Source organism: Streptomyces cylindrosporus, from assembly GCF_022698165.1.
Classification (GTDB): Bacteria; Actinomycetota; Actinomycetes; order Streptomycetales; family Streptomycetaceae; genus Streptomyces; species Streptomyces cylindrosporus.
In genome coordinates, this window is the sequence record NZ_JALDAY010000012.1 from 387885 (window position 1) to 406385 (window position 18501).

The 18501-nt window shown below is 70.4% G+C and carries 16 protein-coding genes; 9 read left to right on the plus strand and 7 right to left on the minus strand.

The window, feature by feature from the left end:
• Positions 1-147: 147 nt before the first annotated feature.
• Positions 148-1437, plus strand: coding sequence for a citrate synthase (locus MQP27_RS36825; protein ID WP_242773436.1), 1290 nt, complete (start codon positions 148-150; stop codon positions 1435-1437).
• Positions 1438-2034: 597 nt separating this feature from the next.
• Here MQP27_RS36825 and MQP27_RS36830 read toward each other — a convergent pair.
• From MQP27_RS36830 to MQP27_RS36840, 3 genes are all read right to left on the minus strand, one after another.
• Entirely contained in the window at positions 2035-4272 is a 2238-nt protein-coding gene (locus tag MQP27_RS36830) for a heavy metal translocating P-type ATPase (RefSeq protein WP_242773438.1), read from the minus strand.
• Positions 4273-4295: 23 nt separating this feature from the next.
• Positions 4296-4535: a heavy-metal-associated domain-containing protein gene (locus tag MQP27_RS36835; RefSeq protein ID WP_242773440.1), complete on the minus strand. Its 240-nt coding sequence runs from the start codon at positions 4533-4535 to the stop codon at positions 4296-4298.
• 73 nt (positions 4536-4608) lie between these two features.
• Positions 4609-5559 (minus strand): PrsW family intramembrane metalloprotease, encoded by a 951-nt coding sequence (locus MQP27_RS36840; RefSeq protein WP_242773442.1) that lies wholly within the window; start codon positions 5557-5559, stop codon positions 4609-4611.
• A 61-nt stretch (positions 5560-5620) separates the two neighbouring features.
• Here MQP27_RS36840 and MQP27_RS36845 point away from each other — a divergent pair, with 61 nt between their 5' ends.
• Entirely contained in the window at positions 5621-6820 is a 1200-nt protein-coding gene (locus MQP27_RS36845) for a cation:proton antiporter (protein WP_242773444.1), read from the plus strand.
• Here the strand turns inward: MQP27_RS36845 and MQP27_RS36850 are convergent.
• Positions 6798-7463: a TetR/AcrR family transcriptional regulator gene (locus MQP27_RS36850; protein WP_242773446.1), complete on the minus strand. Its 666-nt coding sequence runs from the start codon at positions 7461-7463 to the stop codon at positions 6798-6800. The two genes, MQP27_RS36845 and MQP27_RS36850, sit on opposite strands and share 23 nt — an antisense overlap.
• Before the next feature lie 130 nt (positions 7464-7593).
• Here MQP27_RS36850 and MQP27_RS36855 point away from each other — a divergent pair, with 130 nt between their 5' ends.
• Together MQP27_RS36855 and MQP27_RS36860 are read left to right on the plus strand one after the other, a co-directional pair.
• Positions 7594-9879, plus strand: coding sequence for an MMPL family transporter (locus tag MQP27_RS36855; RefSeq protein WP_242773447.1), 2286 nt, complete (start codon positions 7594-7596; stop codon positions 9877-9879).
• Entirely contained in the window at positions 9830-10873 is a 1044-nt protein-coding gene (locus tag MQP27_RS36860; RefSeq protein WP_242773448.1) for a zinc-dependent alcohol dehydrogenase family protein, read from the plus strand. The genes MQP27_RS36855 and MQP27_RS36860 overlap by 50 nt, the downstream gene beginning before the upstream one ends.
• Positions 10874-10948: 75 nt before the next feature.
• Here MQP27_RS36860 and MQP27_RS36865 read toward each other — a convergent pair whose 3' ends face one another.
• The 3 genes from MQP27_RS36865 to MQP27_RS36875 all read right to left on the minus strand — a co-directional run bounded on the left by MQP27_RS36865 (position 10949) and on the right by MQP27_RS36875 (position 13496).
• Positions 10949-11149, minus strand: coding sequence for a helix-turn-helix transcriptional regulator (locus MQP27_RS36865; protein ID WP_242773450.1), 201 nt, complete (start codon positions 11147-11149; stop codon positions 10949-10951).
• A gap of 357 nt (positions 11150-11506) precedes the next feature.
• Complete coding sequence (locus MQP27_RS36870; protein ID WP_242773452.1) at positions 11507-12496, minus strand: AraC family transcriptional regulator; 990 nt, start codon at positions 12494-12496, stop codon at positions 11507-11509.
• Between the two features lie 82 nt (positions 12497-12578).
• On the minus strand, positions 12579-13496 hold the full coding sequence (locus MQP27_RS36875) for a sugar phosphate isomerase/epimerase family protein (RefSeq protein ID WP_242773453.1): 918 nt from the start codon (positions 13494-13496) through the stop codon (positions 12579-12581).
• Positions 13497-13622: 126 nt separating this feature from the next.
• Between MQP27_RS36875 and iolC the strand changes: the two genes are divergently transcribed.
• The 5 genes from iolC to MQP27_RS36900 form a co-directional block, all read left to right on the plus strand.
• Positions 13623-14573: a 5-dehydro-2-deoxygluconokinase gene (iolC, locus tag MQP27_RS36880; RefSeq protein ID WP_242773454.1), complete on the plus strand. Its 951-nt coding sequence runs from the start codon at positions 13623-13625 to the stop codon at positions 14571-14573.
• A gap of 59 nt (positions 14574-14632) precedes the next feature.
• Positions 14633-15532, plus strand: a complete 900-nt coding sequence (locus MQP27_RS36885) for a Cgl0159 family (beta/alpha)8-fold protein (RefSeq protein ID WP_242773497.1) — start codon at positions 14633-14635, stop codon at positions 15530-15532.
• Between the two features lie 7 nt (positions 15533-15539).
• On the plus strand, positions 15540-16358 hold the full coding sequence (gene iolB, locus MQP27_RS36890) for a 5-deoxy-glucuronate isomerase (protein ID WP_242773457.1): 819 nt from the start codon (positions 15540-15542) through the stop codon (positions 16356-16358).
• Positions 16355-18232, plus strand: a complete 1878-nt coding sequence (gene iolD / locus MQP27_RS36895) for a 3D-(3,5/4)-trihydroxycyclohexane-1,2-dione acylhydrolase (decyclizing) (protein ID WP_242773460.1) — start codon at positions 16355-16357, stop codon at positions 18230-18232. The genes iolB and iolD overlap by 4 nt, the downstream gene beginning before the upstream one ends.
• Before the next feature lie 14 nt (positions 18233-18246).
• Positions 18247-18501, plus strand: a 255-nt coding sequence (locus MQP27_RS36900) for an aldehyde dehydrogenase family protein (protein ID WP_242773462.1), incomplete at its 3' end; no start/stop codon positions are given.

An 18501-nucleotide genomic window follows, 5' to 3' on the forward strand; every position in this document is an offset into this window, starting at 1 on the left:
GGGGGCAGGATGAGCAAGTTGGCGGCACTCAGTGCCGCCGATAGGCCCGATGGTCGACCCCGAGTGCACTCTCCTGAGCCAATTGGGGGATGGTAGAGACAGTCAGGGCAACCTCGAAGATGAGGCACTACGTCGGTGAGGGAAGACGTGAGCGACAACTCTGTAGTACTGCGGTACGGCGACGGCGAGTACACCTACCCGGTGATCGACAGCACCGTCGGCGACAAGGGCTTCGACATCGGGAAGCTCCGCGCCCAGACCGGTCTGGTGACACTGGACAGCGGTTACGGGAACACCGCCGCCTATAAATCCGCCATCACCTACCTCGACGGCGAGGCGGGCATCCTCCGGTACCGCGGCTACCCGATCGAGCAGCTGGCCGAGCGCTCCACCTTCCTGGAGGTCGCCTACCTGCTCATCAACGGCGAGCTGCCGACCGTCGACGAGCTCTCCTCCTTCAAGAACGAGATCACGCAGCACACCCTGCTGCACGAGGACGTCAAGAACTTCTACAAGGGCTTCCCGCGCGACGCCCACCCGATGGCGATGCTGTCGTCGGTCGTCTCGGCGCTGTCCACGTTCTACCAGGACAGCCACAACCCGTTCGACGAGAAGCAGCGCAACCTCTCCACGATCCGGCTGCTCGCCAAGCTGCCGACGATCGCGGCGTACGCGTACAAGAAGTCGATCGGCCACCCCTTCGTCTACCCGCGCAACGACCTGGGTTACGTCGAGAACTTCCTGCGGATGACCTTCTCGGTCCCCGCCCAGGAGTACGAGCTCGACCCGGTCGTCGTCTCGGCGCTGGACAAGCTCCTCATCCTGCACGCCGACCACGAGCAGAACTGTTCGACGTCCACGGTCCGCCTGGTGGGCTCGTCCCAGGCGAACATGTTCGCGTCGATCTCCGCCGGCATCAACGCGCTGTGGGGCCCGCTGCACGGCGGTGCCAACCAGTCGGTGCTGGAGATGCTGGAAGGCATCCAGGCCACCGGCGGTGACGTCGACTCCTTCATCGCCAAGGTGAAGAACAAGGAGGACGGCGTCCGCCTGATGGGCTTCGGCCACCGGGTGTACAAGTCCTTCGACCCGCGCGCGAAGATCATCAAGGCGGCGGCGCACGACGTCCTCTCGGCCCTCGGCAAGTCCGACGAGCTGCTGGACATCGCGCTGAAGCTGGAGGAGCACGCGCTCTCCGACGACTACTTCGTCTCGCGCAACCTCTACCCGAACGTCGACTTCTACACCGGCCTGATCTACCGCGCGATGGGCTTCCCGACCGAGATGTTCACGGTCCTGTTCGCCCTCGGCCGCCTCCCGGGCTGGATCGCCCAGTGGCACGAGATGATCAAGGAGCCGGGTTCCCGCATCGGCCGCCCGCGCCAGATCTACACGGGCGTGGTGGAGCGGGACTTCATCCCGGTCGAGCAGCGCTGACGCGTCGAGCAGTGCTGACAACGGCGCGCTGACACAGACGTAAAGCAGAAGGCGCCCTGGCGCCGGTCCCCCCACGGGCCGACGTCCAGGGCGCCTTCCCATGTCCCGGTGCGGATTCCCCCCACGGGATCCGGCCGGGCGCCTGAGAGGACAGCGCCTGAATCGCTGTCTTTCCAAACAGGTGTACTGCCGATTGAGCAGAACGAGCAAAACTCCTCGTACTACTCCTGTGTGCGGTCTGCCGGGACAACGCACGCTCGGGAGGGCCGCTCAAAGCTTCCCGAAGTACGTGCCCCGGCAACGCAACTCTGAGGAGGTCCCCCAAGACATCCCCAGATGCCAGTTCGCGCCCCCCAAGACGCTCCCTGACATCGTCAACTTAGACCTTCGAACCCCTTCGATGGTTACGTTCACATCACTGTGATCTGCGTCTCTTGCATTTGTCCGTTTGATACGCAAGAGCCCCGATGCACTGGCCGGGACCCAAGCGTAAGGATGATGCGCGAGCCTTGTGAAGAGCTTATGTGAGCCCGGCCCAGGACTCCAGAGGGGCTCTCACCTCGACTTGGCCATAACCGCCGGTAACTTTCCGGCCGTTCAGCGGAACGTCCGCAGCCGAAGGCTGTTCGTCACCACGAACACCGACGAGAAGGCCATCGCGGCCCCCGCGATCATCGGATTCAGCAGCCCCGCGGCGGCCAGCGGCAGCGCCGCCACGTTGTATCCGAACGCCCACACGAGGTTGCCCTTGATGGTCGACAGCGTCTTCCGGGACAGCCGGATCGCGTCCGCCGCCACCCGCAGATCCCCGCGCACCAGCGTCAGATCACCGGCCTCGATCGCCGCGTCCGTCCCGGTGCCCATCGCGAGCCCCAGATCGGCGGTGGCCAGCGCGGCCGCGTCGTTGACCCCGTCGCCCACCATGGCGACCACGCGCCCCTCGCCCTGCAGCCGCCGTACGGCGTCCACCTTGTCCTCGGGCAGCACCTCGGCGATCACCTGCTCGATGCCGACCTCCCGCGCCACCGCCTCCGCCACGGCCCGGTTGTCCCCGGTCAGCAGCACCGGCGTGAGCCACAGCGCACGCAGCGAACGCACCGCCTCCGCGCTGGTCGGCTTCACCGCGTCCGCGACGGCGACGACACCGCGTGCCACCCCGTCCCAGCCGACCACGACGGCCGTACGACCGCCCCGCTCGGCCTCGTCCTTGGCGCGGACCAGCTCCTCGGGCAGCGCCTCCGCGTACTCGGCGAGCCGCCCGACGGCCACCTCGCGGCCCTCCACCCGCCCGCGCACGCCCCGCCCGGGCACGTTCTCGAACCCCTCGACCTCGGGGAGCCTGCCGACCCGCTCCTCGGCGCCCACGGCGACCGCCCGGGCGACCGGGTGCTCGGAGGCGTGCTCGACGGCGCCCGCGAGCCGCAGCACCTCCTTCTCGTCGGCGCCGTGGGCGACGTACACCTGTTGGAGGGTCATGCGGCCGGTGGTGACCGTTCCGGTCTTGTCGAGTACGACGGTGTCGACGCGGCGCGTGGACTCCAGTACCTCCGGGCCCTTGATGAGGATGCCGAGCTGGGCGCCGCGGCCGGTGCCGACCATCAGGGCGGTCGGCGTGGCCAGGCCCAGCGCGCAGGGGCAGGCGATGATCAGGACCGCGACGGCCGCGGTGAACGCGGACACCGTGTCGCCGGTGACGCCGAGCCACACCCCGAATGTGCCGAGCGCGATGGCCATGACGACCGGCACGAAGACCGCCGAGATGCGGTCGGCGAGCCGCTGCACCTCCGCCTTGCCGTTCTGCGCGTCCTCGACCAGCTTGGCCATCCGCGCGAGCTGCGTGTCGGCGCCCACGCGCGTGGCCTCGACGACCAGTCGCCCGCCGGCGTTCACGGTCGCGCCGGTGACGGCGGCGCCGACGGTCACGTCCACCGGCACCGACTCGCCGGTCAGCATGGACGCGTCCACCGCGGACGTGCCCTCGACGACGGTCCCGTCGGTCGCGATCTTCTCCCCGGGACGTACGACGAAACGGTCGCCGACGGCCAATTGCGCCACGGGAACCCGCACTTCCCGCCCGCCCCGCAGCACCGACACGTCCTTCGCGCCCAGCTCCATCAGCGCCCTGAGCGCGGCCCCCGAGCGCCGCTTGGCGCGGGCCTCCAGATAGCGGCCGAGGAGGATGAACGCGACGACCCCGGCGGCCACTTCGAGGTAGATCGTGGACGCGCCGTCCATGCGCGAGACGGTGAGCCGGAACTCGTCGTGCATGCCGGTCATGCCCGCGTCGCCGAAGAACAGCGCCCACAGCGACCAGCCGAACGCGGCCAGCGTGCCGACCGAGACCAGCGTGTCCATGGTCGCGCCGCCGTGCCGGGCGTTGGTCCAGGCGGCCTTGTGGAAGGGCAGGCCGCCCCAGACGACGACGGGCGCGGCGAGGGTCAGCGCGAGCCACTGCCAGTTGTCGAACTGGAGGGCGGGGATCATCGAGAGGAGGATCACCGGGACCGCGAGCAGCGCGGAGACGGTGAAGCGCTCGCGGTAGGCCGCGAGTTCGGAGTCCTCCTCGGCGGCCGGCGTCTCCTCCTGGACGGGTGGTGCGGGCTCCTCGGCCGTGTACCCCGTCTTCACCACGGTGGCGATCAGGTCGGCGACCTGGATGCCCGCGGGGTAGCTGACCTTCGCCTTCTCCGTCGCGAAGTTCACCGTGGCGGTGACGCCGTCCATCCGGTTGAGCTTCTTCTCGACGCGGGCCGCGCAGGAGGCGCAGGTCATTCCGCCGATGAGCAGCTCGACCTCGGACGTGTCGGCTATGGGTGTCTCTGCGGTGGTGGTCATGACCCGGCCTCCTGCACTGCCGCTCAGACCGTGCCGACGAGCTCGAAGCCCGCCTCGTCCACCGCGGCGCGCACCGCGGCCTCGTCGAGCGGGGCCTCGGAGACGACGGTGACCTCGCCGGAGGAGGCGACCGCCTTCACCGAGCTCACGCCGGGGATCTCGGAGATCTCGCCGGAGACGGAGCCCTCGCAGTGTCCGCAGCTCATCCCCGTCACCTTGTAGACGGTGGTGACGGAACCCTGGGTGTCGGTCTGGGCGGTCATGTCGTTCTCCTCGTCGAGGCATGTGGGGCGGACGGGACCCACGGTGGTTTCCCGTATACCTCACACTATACCCCTAGGGGGTATTTCTCCAAGAGGGGTCGCGCCGGGCGAGGGACCGCACCCAGCCGATCCCGAGCAGCGACACCAGCACCAGCCCGCCCACCGAGAACAGGGTGAAGAGGTGCTCCTGCTGCTCGGTCGGGCGCGGGATGTACCCCTGGGCGAACAACTGCCGGTGCAGATCCGTTCCGGCCAGCCGCGCCACCAGCCAGATCGCGATGCCGTGCGTCGAGTCCCACAGCGCGTGCAGCAGCGCGACGCCGAGATACGCGCCGAGCACGGGCCCGGCGAAGTGGAAGCGCCCGTTCATCCGGCGGTACGACAGCAGCACGCCACCGGCGATCGCCGTCCACAGGCCGTGCCCGAAGGGGGCGAGCACCCCGCGCAGGATCTCCGTCTCCAGCAGGGCGCGCAGGTCGATGCCCTGGGTGGAGACGGCCGCGTTGAAGGCGTACCCCGCGCTCTCCAGGGCGGCGAAGCCGAAGCCGACGGTCGCGCCGAGCACCAGGCCCGCGCGCATGCCGCGCAGCCGTACCTGACGGCGCACCACGAACATCAGCGCGCCCAGCTTCACGGCCTCCTCGATGAGGCCGACGCCGACGAACATCCACAGGGAGGGGTGCAGCAGGTAGTACTCCATGACCGAGGCGCCGAGGACCCCGAGCGTGCCGCCGGTGAGGAAGCAGCCGAGGATCACGCTGACCCCGAGATCGCGGCCGTGGCGCTCGTACGCCCAGAGGACGAAGGTGACCGGCACCAGGAAACTGCCGAGCAGGATCAGGGTGGGCAGCAGGGTCGTGTTCCTGGTCGCGTACGTGACGAGCGCGGTCAGCGCCCACAGCGCGAGCCCGCCCCACAGGCACCGCTTCCACAGCCCGGGGCGGATCTGCGGATACGTCGGCGGCGGCTGCTGCGGGCCGGGGATGCGGGCCTGGGGTGCGCCGGGCGGCGGTGAGTAGGTCACGGCAAATCCCCTCGTACTCATACAGGGCAGATTTACCGGCACTTTATGGTAGATACCGATCATGTCGCAGTCCGGGACGCTCGTTCTGATCATGACCATCGCCGTGCTGGCACCCCTGCTGGCGTACGGAATCGGCCGCTGGCTGCCGGTCCCGCTGGCCATCTTCGAGATCCTGCTGGGCGTCCTCGTCGGCCCGGACGTACTGGGCTGGGCGGGCGACGGGCAGGTCATCGACACCCTGTCCGACCTGGGCCTGGCGATGCTGATCTTCCTCGCCGGGTACGAGATCGAGTTCGACAAGGTCCGCGGCGACACCCTGAAGCGCTCGCTCGCGGCCTGGGGGACCTCGCTGGCCGTCGCGCTCGGCGTGGCCACGCTGCTGTCCGGCTGGTCCAAGGGCGTCTACGTCGGCACGGCCCTCACCAGCACCGCCCTGGGCACCGTGCTGCCGGTGCTGCGCGACGCGGGCGAACTGCGCTCCCGGTTCGGCTCGGTGATGATGGCGTTCGGCGCGGTGGGGGAGTTCGGCCCGATCATCGCCATGGCGCTGCTGCTCAGCGGGCGTTCACCGGGCCGCTCCGCCGCCGTCCTCGCCGCGTTCGCGCTGCTGACGGCCGGTGCGGTGTGGTGGGCGATGCGGCCGCGCCCGCCGTGGTTCTCCCGGGTGATCGCGCGGACGCTGCACAGCAGCGCCCAGTTCGCCGTACGCCTGGTCGTGCTGCTGCTCGCGGCCATGCTCGGCATCTCGGGTGCCCTGGGCCTCGACATCCTGCTCGGCGCATTCGCGGCCGGGCTGCTCACCCGCCTCGTGCTGCACGGGGCGGCGCCCGAGAGCGCGGACACGGTCCTGGAGAAGGTCGAGGCGATGGGCTTCGGCTTCCTGGTGCCGGTGTTCTTCGTCGTCACCGGCATCGAGTTCGACCTGGACGCGCTGCTGTCGGGCGGCAGGGCGCTGCTCCTCCTGCCGGTCTTCCTGCTGCTGTTCGTGCTGATCCGCGGCCTTCCGGTGTACGTCCTCGCCCCGCCGGATCTCGTACGACGGGACCGGCGCGCGCTGACCCTCTTCGCGTCCACCGCGCTGCCCCTGGTCGTGGCCATCACCACGATCGGCGTCGACGACGGCATCCTCGCGACCGATGAGGCGGCGGCGCTGGTCGGCGCCGCGATGGTGTCGGTGCTGGTCTTCCCGCTGGCGGGACTGCGGCTGCGCGGGGAGCGGACGCCGGCCGAGCGGGCGGTCAGGCAGACCGAGTCGTGGTGACGGCCGCCGGACGGCCGAGGCGGTCGCCGACCAGGGGCTCCAGGTAGCGGATCAGTACGTCCTTCAACTCCCGTACGTAGGCGTCGCGTTCGGCGCCCTCGTGGGCCAGCACCAGCTCCAGTCCCGCCTTGTGCACGCTGAGGCAGACCTGCGCGGTGCGGGTGAGGTCGGCCGGGGAAGCGTCGGGCAGGAGGCTGCCGAGCAGGTCCTCGACCCGCGCGAGCAGCGTCGCGTGCAGTGCGTCGTGCTCCTCGGTGATGCGGCCCGGCAGATCGGGCCCGTGCATCAGCGCGAAGAACACCGGGTGGTCGCAGTTGAACGCGATGAACCGGTCGACGGCCGCCCCGACCGCCTCCTCCAGCGGGGTCGCGGGATCGACGGGCGCGAGTGCCTCCCCGTACGTCTCCCGCATCTCGTGCATCAGCCGCTCGCCCAGCTCGATCGCGATCGCTTCCTTGTTCGGGAAGAACTGGTAGAGCGTGCCCGGTGAGACGCCGGCCTCGCGGGCGATCGCGTTGGTGCTGGCGGCCGTGTAGCCGGTGGTGCAGAAGACGTTCGCGGCCGCTTCCAGGAGCTGGGCGATACGGCGCTCGCCGCGGGCCTGGCGGCGGCGCGGCTGTTCCTTCTGCTCGTTCTCGGACACGCGTTATCCCCAGCTCTCCGAACGTCATTGACAAACACGAGCGGTCGCTCGCATTCTGGATCCAGGCGAAACGCGAGCACTCTCTCGTATTTGCACTTTCATGGTGCCACGAAGAAGGGGACACCGCCCGATGACCGAAGTCAACAAGCCACCGAGGCCGGGCGGCTGGACCCGTTTCGTCACCGCCCGCCCGCGCGTGTCCCTCCTCCTCGCCCTGCTGATCACCGCCCTCGCCGTGCTGGCCGGCAGCGGGGTCGCCGACCGGCTCGGCAGCGGCGGCTGGGAGGACCCCGCCGCCCAGTCGACGTACGCGACCAAGGCCCTGGAGCGCGAGTTCCCGGCCTCCCAGCCGAACCTGCTGCTCCTGGTGGACTCGGGCAGCGCGTCCGTGGACGCCCCAGCGGTGGCCGCCGAGTCCGAGCGCCTGACGGCCCAGCTGGCGGGCGAGAAGGGCGTGACGGGCGTCGGCTCCTACTGGGGGACCAAGTCGCCCGAGCTGCGGGCGAAGGACGGCCACGAGGCGCTGATCGCCGCCCACATCTCGGGCGACGAGAAGGCGGCGGCCGACACCCTGGACCGCATCGCACCCCGCTACCGGGGCGCGCACGGCCCGGTGAAGGTCGAGGTCGGCGGCATGGTCGCGGTCCGCCACGACATGCAGACGATCATCAAGGAGGACCTCGCCCGCGCCGAGATGATCGCCCTGCCGGTCACCCTCGTGCTCCTCGTGATGGTCTTCGGCTCGGCGATCGCGGCCCTGCTCCCGCTGGGCATCGGCATCGTCGCGATCCTCGGCACGAACGCGGTCCTGCGCGGCCTCACCGAGTTCACGGACGTCTCGGTGTTCGCGCTGAACCTGACCACGGCCCTGGGCCTGGGCCTGGCCATCGACTACGCCCTGTTCATAGTCCGCCGTTTCCGAGAGGAACTCTCCACAGGAGCCGACCCGTTGACGGCGGTCGGCACCACCCTCCGCACCGCCGGCCGCACGGTCCTCTTCTCGGCCCTCACGGTCGCGGTCTCCCTGGCGGCGATGCTGGTGTTCCCGCAGTACTTCCTGCGCTCCTTCGCCTACGCCGGCATAGCGGTCGTCCTGCTGGCCGCGGCAGCCGCGCTGATCCTGCTCCCGGCGGCCCTGGCCCTCCTCGGCCACCGGGTCAACTCCCTGGACCTGCGCCGCCTGTTCCGCCGTGGCCGCCCACAGCGCACCTCCGGCGAGGAAGGCACGGCCTGGGCACGCATGGCCACGCTGGTGATGCGCAGGGCCCCGCTCTTCGCCGTGGCGACGACGACGGTCCTGATCGTCCTGGGCCTCCCCTTCCTGGGCGTGAAGTTCGGCACGGCGGACGACCGCCAACTGCCCTCCACGGCCCAGTCGCACATCGTCCAGCAGCACATCCGCGACGGCTTCCCCGGCAACCCGGGCGGCGGCCTGGAGGTCCTCACCGAGGGCAGGGCGACCCAGGAGCAGTACACGACCTACAAGAGCCGACTGGCGGCCCTCCCCGGAGCCCTGAGGGTCGACGGCCCCCTGGTGAAGGGAGACTCGGCCTACTTCACGGTCCTCCCGAAGGGCGAGGCGGTGGACGACACGGCCCAACGCCTGGTCGGCGAAGTACGCGCCGCGAAGGCCCCCTTCGACACCAGCGTGACGGGCACGGCAGCAGTCCTGGTCGACTCCAAGCACGCGATAGCGGACCGCCTCCCGTGGGCCGCGGCCTTCATAGCGGTCGTCACCCTGATCCTGGTCTTCCTCCTGACCGGCAGCGTCCTGATCCCGGTCCAGGCGGTGGTCCTGAACGCCCTCAGCCTGACGGCGATGTTCGGCGCGGTGGTGTGGGTCTTCCAGGACGGCCACCTGTCGTCCCTCCTCGGCTTCACCAGCCCGGGCTCGATAGAGACAACGCTCCCGGTCCTGATGTTCTGCGTGGCCTTCGGCCTCTCCATGGACTACGGCGTCTTCCTGCTCTCCCGCATCAAGGAGGAGTACGACGAAACAGGCGACCACAACGAGGCGGTCCGCCACGGCCTGCAACGCACCGGCGGCCTGATCACGGCGGCGGCGGTGATCCTGGCGGTGGTGATGGTGGCGATAGGCACGTCCCGCGTGACGAACACCAAGATGCTGGGCCTGGGCATAGCCCTGGCGGTCCTGATGGACGCGATGATCGTCCGAAGCCTCCTGGTCCCGGCGGTGATGCGCCTGACGGGGGCGGCGACTTGGTGGGCGCCGGGGCCGCTGCGGAGGTTCCACGAAAGGTTCGGTCTGAGCGAAGGTGACGGCGAGCGCAACGCCCTAAGGGGCGCGGGGAACTGCGCGACCAGCCACAATGCACCCGCAGACCGCGACGAAGATGGGACGGCAGATGAGAGCGGTGCTCTTCGAACAGTACGGCGAACCCGCGAGCGTACGTGAGGTATCCGACCCCCACCTCACCCCTCACGGCGTAGTCGTCCGCGTAGAAGCCACCGGCCTCTGCCGAAGCGACTGGCACGGCTGGCAGGGCCACGACCCGGACATCACCCTCCCGCACGTCCCCGGCCATGAACTCGCCGGCACGGTGGAGTCCGTCGGCCCCCGCGTGAGCAACTGGCACCCGGGAGACCGAGTAACCGTCCCCTTCGTCTGCGCCTGCGGCACCTGCCCGACCTGCGCCGCGGGCGACCACCAGATCTGCGAGCACCAGACCCAACCCGGCTTCACCCACTGGGGCTCCTTCGCCCAGTACGTGGCGTTGGACCACGCGGACGTGAACCTGGTAGCCGTACCCGAAGCACTGTCCTTCGCCACAGCGGCAGCGCTCGGCTGCCGTTTCGCCACGGCGTTCCGCGCAGTCGTCCAGCAGGGCAGGGCCGCCGCGGGCGAGTGGGTGGCGGTGCACGGCTGCGGCGGTGTAGGCCTCTCCGCCGTGATGATCGCCGCCGCGTCCGGCGCGAGGGTGGTCGCCGTCGACGTATCGCCGCAGGCCCTGGACCTGGCGAGGAAGTTCGGCGCGGTGGAGTGCGTGGACGCGTCGCGAACGCCGGACACAGCCGCGGCCGTCCTCGAACTGACCGGCGGGGGAGCCCACTTGTCGCTGGACGCCCTGGGCTCACCCGTCACCTGCGCCGCTTCCGTGAACGGCCTGCGCCGCAGGGGCCGGCACGTCCAGGTGGGCCTGCTGCCGTCGGCGGACGGTACGACCCCCGTCCCCATGGCCCGGGCGATCGCCCTGGAGCTGGAGATCCTCGGCAGCCACGGGATGGCGGCGCACACCTACCCGGCGATGCTGGAGCTGGTACGGGCGGGCGTACTCCGGCCGGACCTGCTGGTCACCTCCACCATCACCCTGGACGCGACCCCCGCGGCCCTGGCCGCGATGGGCACGGCACCCGGAGCGGGGGTGACGGTCATCGAACCGTGGGCCTGAGCCCGACCCACGGCCCTTTCCGCCGGCCCCCTCTCCTCCGCCTCCCCGGTCTCCTCCTCCGCCTCCTCGGTCTCCTCAGTCCTCTCTGCGTCCGCGATTGCCGGGCCGGGACGCCACCCATTTCCGTACGGTGTCGGCGTACCAGAAGGGCTTGCCGCCCTCGACGTGGTCGGGCGGCGGGAGCAGCCCGTGCTTGCGGTAGGACCGCACGGTGTCGGGCTGCACGCTGATGTGCGCCGCGATCTCTTTGTACGACCACAGCCGTCGGTCGGTCATGAGGAGCACCTCCCTGCGCGCGCCGCGGGGGCGGCCGGGGGCGGCCGTCGGGGGAGCCGGGCGCAGCGCTGGCGATCACAAAGCCTGTGCCCCGTGAACGACGCAGAGTGAGGGCCGGTCAGGGCCTGTGCGCGGGGTGTGACGGAGAACCCGCGTACACGCGACATGTGTGACACGAAGGGGGCGTTTGTGACACGAGTGCTGCAAGGGCGTACGCGGGCTCAAAGGCGCGGCGCGTTGACATTCCTGCCGAAACGAGTCGGCGAGGTGGGCCGGACCCGCTGCGCCGGGGCCGGCCCACCGGCTCCCCCGCCCCCCTTGGCTGTGCCGTGGCCGTGGGAGACCGCTGTCCGGGGATCAACCGGCCGGACGACGATCAGCCTGCACGGACCGGACCCGGCCGGTCTTGGAGAAAACCGCACTGCGCGCGGACGTCAGCAGCAGACTCGTGGCCTCCCCGGTGATCCGGTCGGCGGCCGGCACCCCGGGCTGCGAGACCGGCGCGACACCGCGGGCCATGGTGAACTCGCGCGGGGTGCACCCGGTCATCACCCGGAACTCCCCGCTGAGATGGGCCTGGTCGTAGAACCCGCACATGGCCGCGGTCTCCGCCTGCCCGTGCCCCTCCGCCAGCAGCCGCCGCGCCCGCTGCAACCGCAGTACCCGGGCCGCGACCTTGGGCCCGAGCCCGATCTGCTCCCGGAACCGGTTCTCCAACTGCCGTACGCTCCAGCCGACTTCATCGGCGAGCGACCGCACCGGCACCGTGCCCCCGGTGCGGACCAGTTCGCCCCAGGCCCGCACGACCCGCGCCGAACTGGGCGTCCCGGCCCCGGACCACCGCACCAACACGTCGTCGAGCAGCCCGAACCGCTGCTCCCAGGTGGGCAAGGAGGCAAGCGCGGCGGAGAGTTCGCGGACACTGCTGTTACGCCGGGCCCTCAGCACATGCGGCAGATCGTCGGGATCAAGGGTCCGGTCGATGAGCTCGTGCAAGGGCGTCCCGAAGAGCGTGAACGCAGTCCAAGGCGTCATCAACACCTCGATCCCCGACAACCGCCCGCAGTGCTCACCGAGCGCAGGCGTGGTCGTGGGCCCGGCGAACACGGACACGAGCGTCGTCGGGGGCCGCCCCGCCCGGGTGATGGTCACCGGCTCCTCGAACCCGAGCAACAGGGTGGCGGCCCCGATGGGCGCCTCCAGCCGCCGCCGAGGCCGGTCAAGCGCCAGCCGCAGCCCGCGATAACTGATGACCCCGGGCCGCAACCTGGGATCGGGCCACGCAAGCACGGTCTCCCACGAACCCCAGGGCCCTTGTCCCGACCTGCGGCGCACAGCATCCGACATGCACTTATCGTCTTACGCCGACACAGACATGCCTAGGGGCGCGGGGAACTGCGCGACCAGCCACAACGTACCCGCAGCCGAACTACGCCCCGCAGGACCTCAAAAACGCCCGAGTCCGCTGAGCGATCGGCAACGGCTTGTCCGGCTCGCAGGGATACATGTCCTGCTCCACGATCGCGAACAGATCCACATCCAGCTTCTGCGCAGCCTCAAGCACAGGCCCGAGCGCAGGCACACCAGTAGGCGGCTCGCACATGACCCCCTGTGCAACAGCAGGCCCGAACGGCGTCCCCTTCGCCCGCACGTCCGCCAGGATCTCCGGATCCACCTGCTTCAGATGCAGATACCCGATCCGCGACCCGTACGTCTCGATCAGCTTCACGCTGTCGCCCCCGCAGTACGCGTAGTGCCCCGTGTCCAGACACAGCGACACCAGCGAGGAATCCGTCCCGTCGAGGAACCGGACGACGTTCTCCTCGCTGTCGATGTGCGTGTCCGCGTGCGGATGCACGACGATCCGCAGCCCGTACTCCTCCCGCACCCGCTGCCCGAGCCGCTCGGTCAGAGAGGTGAGATTCCGCCACTGCTCCGGCGTCAGCGTGTCCGGTTCCAGCACCTCACCGGTCTTGTCGTCCCGCCAGAACGACGGAATGACGACCAGGTGGGAAGCCCCCATGGCCTGCGCGAGCACCGCGTTGTCGGCGACGTGCGCCCACGTCTTGTCCCACACGGCCTCACCGTGGTGCAGCCCCGTGAACACCGTGCCGGCCGACACCTTCAGACCCCGGCGCGAGACCTCCTCGGTCAGCACCTCGGGGTCCGTCGGCAGGTACCCGTAAGGGCCAAGCTCGATCCACTCGTACCCGGAGTCGGCCACCTCGTCGAGGAACCGCTGCCAGGGGACCTGCCGAGGGTCGTCGGGGAACCACACACCCCACGAGTCGGGAGCCGACCCGATCCGGATGCGGGACAGTGAGGACTGGGTCGCGGGCGCGTTCATGGCGGCCAGCCTCCGCGGCAGCGGTAAGCGCTGTCAAGGTCTCGTCCGAATGTCTGGACAAAACATTGACAGGGCTCGGGGCTCGGGACTACAAACGCGGAGGAGAGCCGTGACGAAGGGAAGCCGATGGCGTACGACCTGATCACCATGGGGCGGATCGGGGTGGACCTGTATCCACTGCAAACCGGCGTCCCATTGCCGCAGGTGACGAGCTTCGGCAAGTTCCTCGGCGGCTCGGCCAGCAACGTCGCGGTGGCCGCGGCCCGCCTCGGCCGCCGTACCGCGGTCATCACCCGCACCGGCGACGACCCCTTCGGCACCTACCTGCACGAGGCCCTCCAGGGCTTCGGCGTGGACGACCGCTGGGTCACCCCGGTTCCGGGGCTGCCCACCCCGGTCACCTTCTGCGAGATCTTCCCGCCGGACGACTTCCCGCTGTACTTCTACCGGCAGCCCAAGGCGCCCGACCTGGAGATCGACGCCCACGAGCTGGACCTCGACGCCATCCGGGACGCCCGTATCTTCTGGGTCACCGGCACCGGCCTGAGCGAGGAGCCGAGCCGTACGGCGACGCTCGCGGCCCTCGCCCACCGGGCCAGGGCCGGTACGACGGTCTTCGACCTCGACTGGCGACCCATGTTCTGGAAGGACCCGGACTCGGCCCGCCCGTTCTACGCCGAGGCCCTGCGCCACACCACCGTCGCCGTCGGCAACCTCGACGAGGTGGAGGTCGCCACCGGCGTCCGCGAACCGCAGGCCGCCGCGCAGGCGCTGCTGGACGCCGGTGTCGAGCTCGCGGTCGTCAAGCAGGGCCCCAAGGGCGTCCTCGCCGTCAACAGCAAGGGCGAGTCGGCCGAGGTGCCCCCGCTCCCGGTGAACGTCCTCAACGGCCTCGGCGCCGGTGACGCCTTCGGCGGCTCCCTCTGCAACGGCCTGCTGGAGGGCTGGGACCTGGAGACGATCATGCGGCACGCCAATGCGGCCGGCGCGATCGTCGCCTCCCGCCTGGAGTGCTCCTCCGCGATGCCGACGCCGGACGAGATCGACGCCGCCCTCAAGGCCGGAGCGGTGCTGTGAGGGCGGGCCGGGTCCACGGGGCCGCGGACGACCGGACCGGCGGCGGCACGGCCGCGAGCGTGACGCCCGCGGCGCCGAAGAGCGTCGACGTCGGTGAGCTCGTCCGCCTGCGCGCCCAGCAACCCGAGGCGATCGCCGAGGCCGCCGCCCGCCGCACCCGCAGGCCCCTCCTCGGTGACTCCGGGCGGCTGATGATCGTCGCCGCCGACCACCCGGCCCGCGGCGCGCTCGGCGTCGGCGACCGTAAGTTCGCCATGGCCAACCGTGCCGACCTGCTCGAACGGCTCTGCCTCGCGCTCTCCCGCCCCGGCGTGGACGGCGTCCTCGCGACCGCCGACATCCTCGACGACCTGCTGCTGCTCGGCGCCCTCGACGGCAAGGTCGTCATGGGCTCGATGAACCGCGGCGGCCTCCAGGGCGCCAGCTTCGAACTCGACGACCGCTTCACCGGCCACCGCGCCGAGGACATCGAGCGGCTCGGCTTCGACGCGGGCAAGCTGCTCCTGCGCATCGACTACGACGACCCGGGCTCCCTCACCACCCTGGAGTCCACCGCCCGCGCCATCGACGACATGGCCGCGCGCCGACTCCCGCTCTTCGTCGAGCCGTTCATCAGCCGCCGCACGGACGACGGCAGGCTGAAGAACGACCTGTCGGCGGAGGCGGTCACCAAGTCCATCGCCATCGCCAGCGGGCTGGGCGGCACCTCCGCCTACACCTGGCTGAAGCTCCCCGTCACCGAGAACCCCGACGACATGGCCGAGGTCATGGAGACGTCCACGCTGCCCGCCGTGCTGCTGGGCGGCGAGGTCGGGGACGACCAGGACGGCGCGTACGAGAAGTGGCGCGGCGCCCTCCAACTCCCCACCGTGCGCGGCCTGGTCGTCGGGCGTTCGCTGCTGTACCCGGCGGACGGCGATGTGGCCGCCGCCGTGGACACCGCCGTAGGACTGCTGTGAGGGCCGCATGAGCAGTACGGAGCTGTACATCCCGCGAGGCACCACCGCCGACGCGAACTACGTGCTCGACATCGACCCCAAGCGGGCCGGCTGGGAGTACTGCAGTCTGCGGATCGTCGAGCTGGGGCCGGACGGCACCCACACCTTCACCACCGGTGACAGCGAGTGGATCGTGCTTCCGCTGGAAGGCGGAGGTACCGTGCGAATCGCGGATGAACGGTTCCAACTCCTGGGCAGGGAAAGCGTGTTCGCGTCGGCCACCGACTTCGCGTACGCGCCCCGGGACGCCCAGGTCCAGATCGCCTCCGGCGCGGGAGGCCGCTTCGCCCTGGCAGGAGCGAAGTGCGAGCGACGACTCCCCGCCCGCTACGGCCCCGCGCCGGAGGTCCCCGTCGAGCAGCGCGGCAGCGGCCAACAGCTCCGCCACGTCCGCAACTTCGCCTCCGCCGACGCCTTCGACTGCGACAAGCTGATCGCCGTCGAGGTCATCACGCCCGGCGGCAACTGGTCCTCGTACCCGCCGCACAAGCACGACGAGCACCGGCCGGGCGTGGAAGCCGAGTTGGAGGAGATCTACTACTTCGAGGTCGACGGCCCGAACGGTTTCGGCTATCAGCGCGTATCTCCCTCCCGTGAGGGCGGATCCGACGTCCTCGCCGAGGTCCGCTCCGGCGACGCCGTCCTCGTCCCCGACGGATGGCACGGCCCGTCCATCGCCCAGCCCGGCCACGACCTGTACTACCTGAACGTCATGGCGGGACCGGGTGAGACGCGGGAGTGGCGGATCTGCTTCCACCCGGACCACCACACGGAGGGGTATCGATGACGATACGACTCACCGTCGCACAGGCGCTCGTCCGCTTCCTGTCCGCGCAGTACACCGAACGCGACGGCGTACGGCGGCGGTTGATCGACGCCACCTGGGGCATCTTCGGCCACGGCAATGTCGCCGGGATCGGCCAGGCGCTCATCGAGTACGCGGATGTCATGCCGTACCACCAAGGGCGCAACGAACAGGCCATGGTGCACGCGGCAGTCGGCTACGCGCGTCAATCGAACCGCCTGTCCACCCACGCCGTGACGACGTCGATCGGCCCGGGCGCGACGAACCTGGTGACGGGCGCCGCTCTCGCCACCATCAACCACCTCCCGGTCCTGCTCCTCCCGGGCGACGTCTTCGCCACCCGCCCCGCCGACCCGGTCCTGCAGCAGCTCGAAGTCCCGTACACCGGCGATGTGTCGGTCAACGACAGCCTGCGCCCGGTGTCGAGGTACTTCGACCGGATCAACCGCCCCGAACAGCTGATCCCCGCGGCCCTCCAGGCCATGCGCGTCCTCACCGACCCGGTCGAGACGGGCGCCGTGACTCTCGCTCTCCCGCAGGACGTTCAGGCCGAGGCGTACGACTGGCCGGACGAGTTCTTCGCCGAGCGCACCTGGGTGGTACGACGTCCGGGCGCCGACCCGACCGAACTCGCCGAGGCCGTACGGGCGATCAGGTCGGCCCGCCGGCCCCTCGTCGTCGCGGGCGGCGGCGTCCACCACAGCCGCGCCGAGGAAGCGCTCGCCGAGTTCGCGGAGACCACCGGCATACCGGTCGCCTCCACCCAGGCCGGCAAGGGCTCTTTGCGTTACGACCACCCCCAGGACGTCGGCGGGATCGGCCACACCGGCACCGCGACCGCGAACGAACTCGCCCGCACCGCCGACCTGGTGATCGGCGTCGGCACCCGCTACACCGACTTCACCACCGCCTCCGGCACCCTCTTCGGCGCCGACGGCGTCCGCTTCCTCAACCTCAACATCGCGCCCTTCGACGGCCACAAGCTGGCCGGCCTCCCGCTGATCGCCGACGCGCGCTCGGGCCTCGCGGAGCTGACCGAGGCCCTGGAAGTGCACGACCACCGGGTGGCCGCCTCCTATGTCGCCGAGTACACCGAGGACAAGGAGCGCTGGGAGCAGCGCGTCGACGCCTGCTACGAGGCCGACGAGCCGGACGTACGCCCGACCCAGCCGCAGGTGCTGGGCGCGCTGGACGCCCTGGTGGACGAGTCGGACATCGTCATCAACGCGGCCGGCTCCCTCCCCGGCGACCTGCACAAGCTGTGGCGGGCACGCTCGCGGGACCAGTACCACCTGGAGTACGGCTACTCCTGCATGGGCTACGAGATCCCGGCCGCGATCGGCGTCAAACTGGCCGCCCCCGAGCGCAACGTCTGGGCGCTGGTCGGCGACGGCACCTACCTGATGATGCCGACGGAGATCGTGACGGCCGTGCAGGAGGGCGTGGCGATCAAGGTCCTGCTGATCCAGAACCACGGGTACGCGTCCATCGGCGGCCTGTCCGAGTCGGTCGGCGGCGAGCGGTTCGGCACCGCCTACCGCTTCCAGTCGGACGACGGCACGTACACCGGCCGTCCGCTGCCCGTGGATCTCGCCGCCAACGCGGCCAGTCTGGGCATGCGCGTACTGCGCGCGAAGACCGTGTCGGACCTGCGCGAGGCGCTCGCCGAGGCCCGCGCGGCCGACATTCCCACATGTGTCTACGTCGAGACCGAAACCGCAGACACAGTGTCGGGCGCGCCTCCGGCGCAGGCCTGGTGGGATGTACCTGTGGCCGAGACCGCGACCCGACCGTCGGCGGTCAAGGCACGAGAGCTGTACGAACGGCACGTCTCTACCCGACGCCGCCATCTGTAAAGGAGCAACTGGGCATGACGAAGATCGTCAACCACTGGATCGGCGGGAAGACCGTCGAAGGCGCGTCGGGGAACTACGGGCCGGTCACCGACCCGGCCACCGGCGCGGTCACCACGAAGGTCGCGTTCGCGACGGTCGAGGAGGTGGACGCGGCGGTGCAGGCCGCCAAGGACGCCTTCGCGACCTGGGGTACCTCGTCGCTGGCGAAGCGGACCTCGATCCTGTTCAGGTTCCGGGCGCTGCTGGAGGCGAACCGGGACGCGATCGCT

Excerpts from the sequence above, each read along its gene's own strand:
- MQP27_RS36830 (WP_242773438.1), bottom strand. The coding sequence starts at position 4,272 with ATGACCACCACCGCAGAGACACCCATAGCCGACACGTCCGAGGTCGAG.
- MQP27_RS36835 (WP_242773440.1), bottom strand. The coding sequence starts at position 4,535 with ATGACCGCCCAGACCGACACCCAGGGTTCCGTCACCACCGTCTACAAG.
- MQP27_RS36845 (WP_242773444.1), top strand. The coding sequence starts at position 5,621 with ATGTCGCAGTCCGGGACGCTCGTTCTGATCATGACCATCGCCGTGCTG.
- MQP27_RS36855 (WP_242773447.1), top strand. The coding sequence starts at position 7,594 with ATGACCGAAGTCAACAAGCCACCGAGGCCGGGCGGCTGGACCCGTTTC.
- MQP27_RS36860 (WP_242773448.1), top strand. The coding sequence starts at position 9,830 with ATGAGAGCGGTGCTCTTCGAACAGTACGGCGAACCCGCGAGCGTACGT.
- MQP27_RS36865 (WP_242773450.1), bottom strand. The coding sequence starts at position 11,149 with ATGACCGACCGACGGCTGTGGTCGTACAAAGAGATCGCGGCGCACATC.
- MQP27_RS36870 (WP_242773452.1), bottom strand. The coding sequence starts at position 12,496 with ATGTCGGATGCTGTGCGCCGCAGGTCGGGACAAGGGCCCTGGGGTTCG.
- MQP27_RS36875 (WP_242773453.1), bottom strand. The coding sequence starts at position 13,496 with ATGAACGCGCCCGCGACCCAGTCCTCACTGTCCCGCATCCGGATCGGG.
- iolC (WP_242773454.1), top strand. The coding sequence starts at position 13,623 with ATGGCGTACGACCTGATCACCATGGGGCGGATCGGGGTGGACCTGTAT.
- iolB (WP_242773457.1), top strand. The coding sequence starts at position 15,540 with ATGAGCAGTACGGAGCTGTACATCCCGCGAGGCACCACCGCCGACGCG.
- iolD (WP_242773460.1), top strand. The coding sequence starts at position 16,355 with ATGACGATACGACTCACCGTCGCACAGGCGCTCGTCCGCTTCCTGTCC.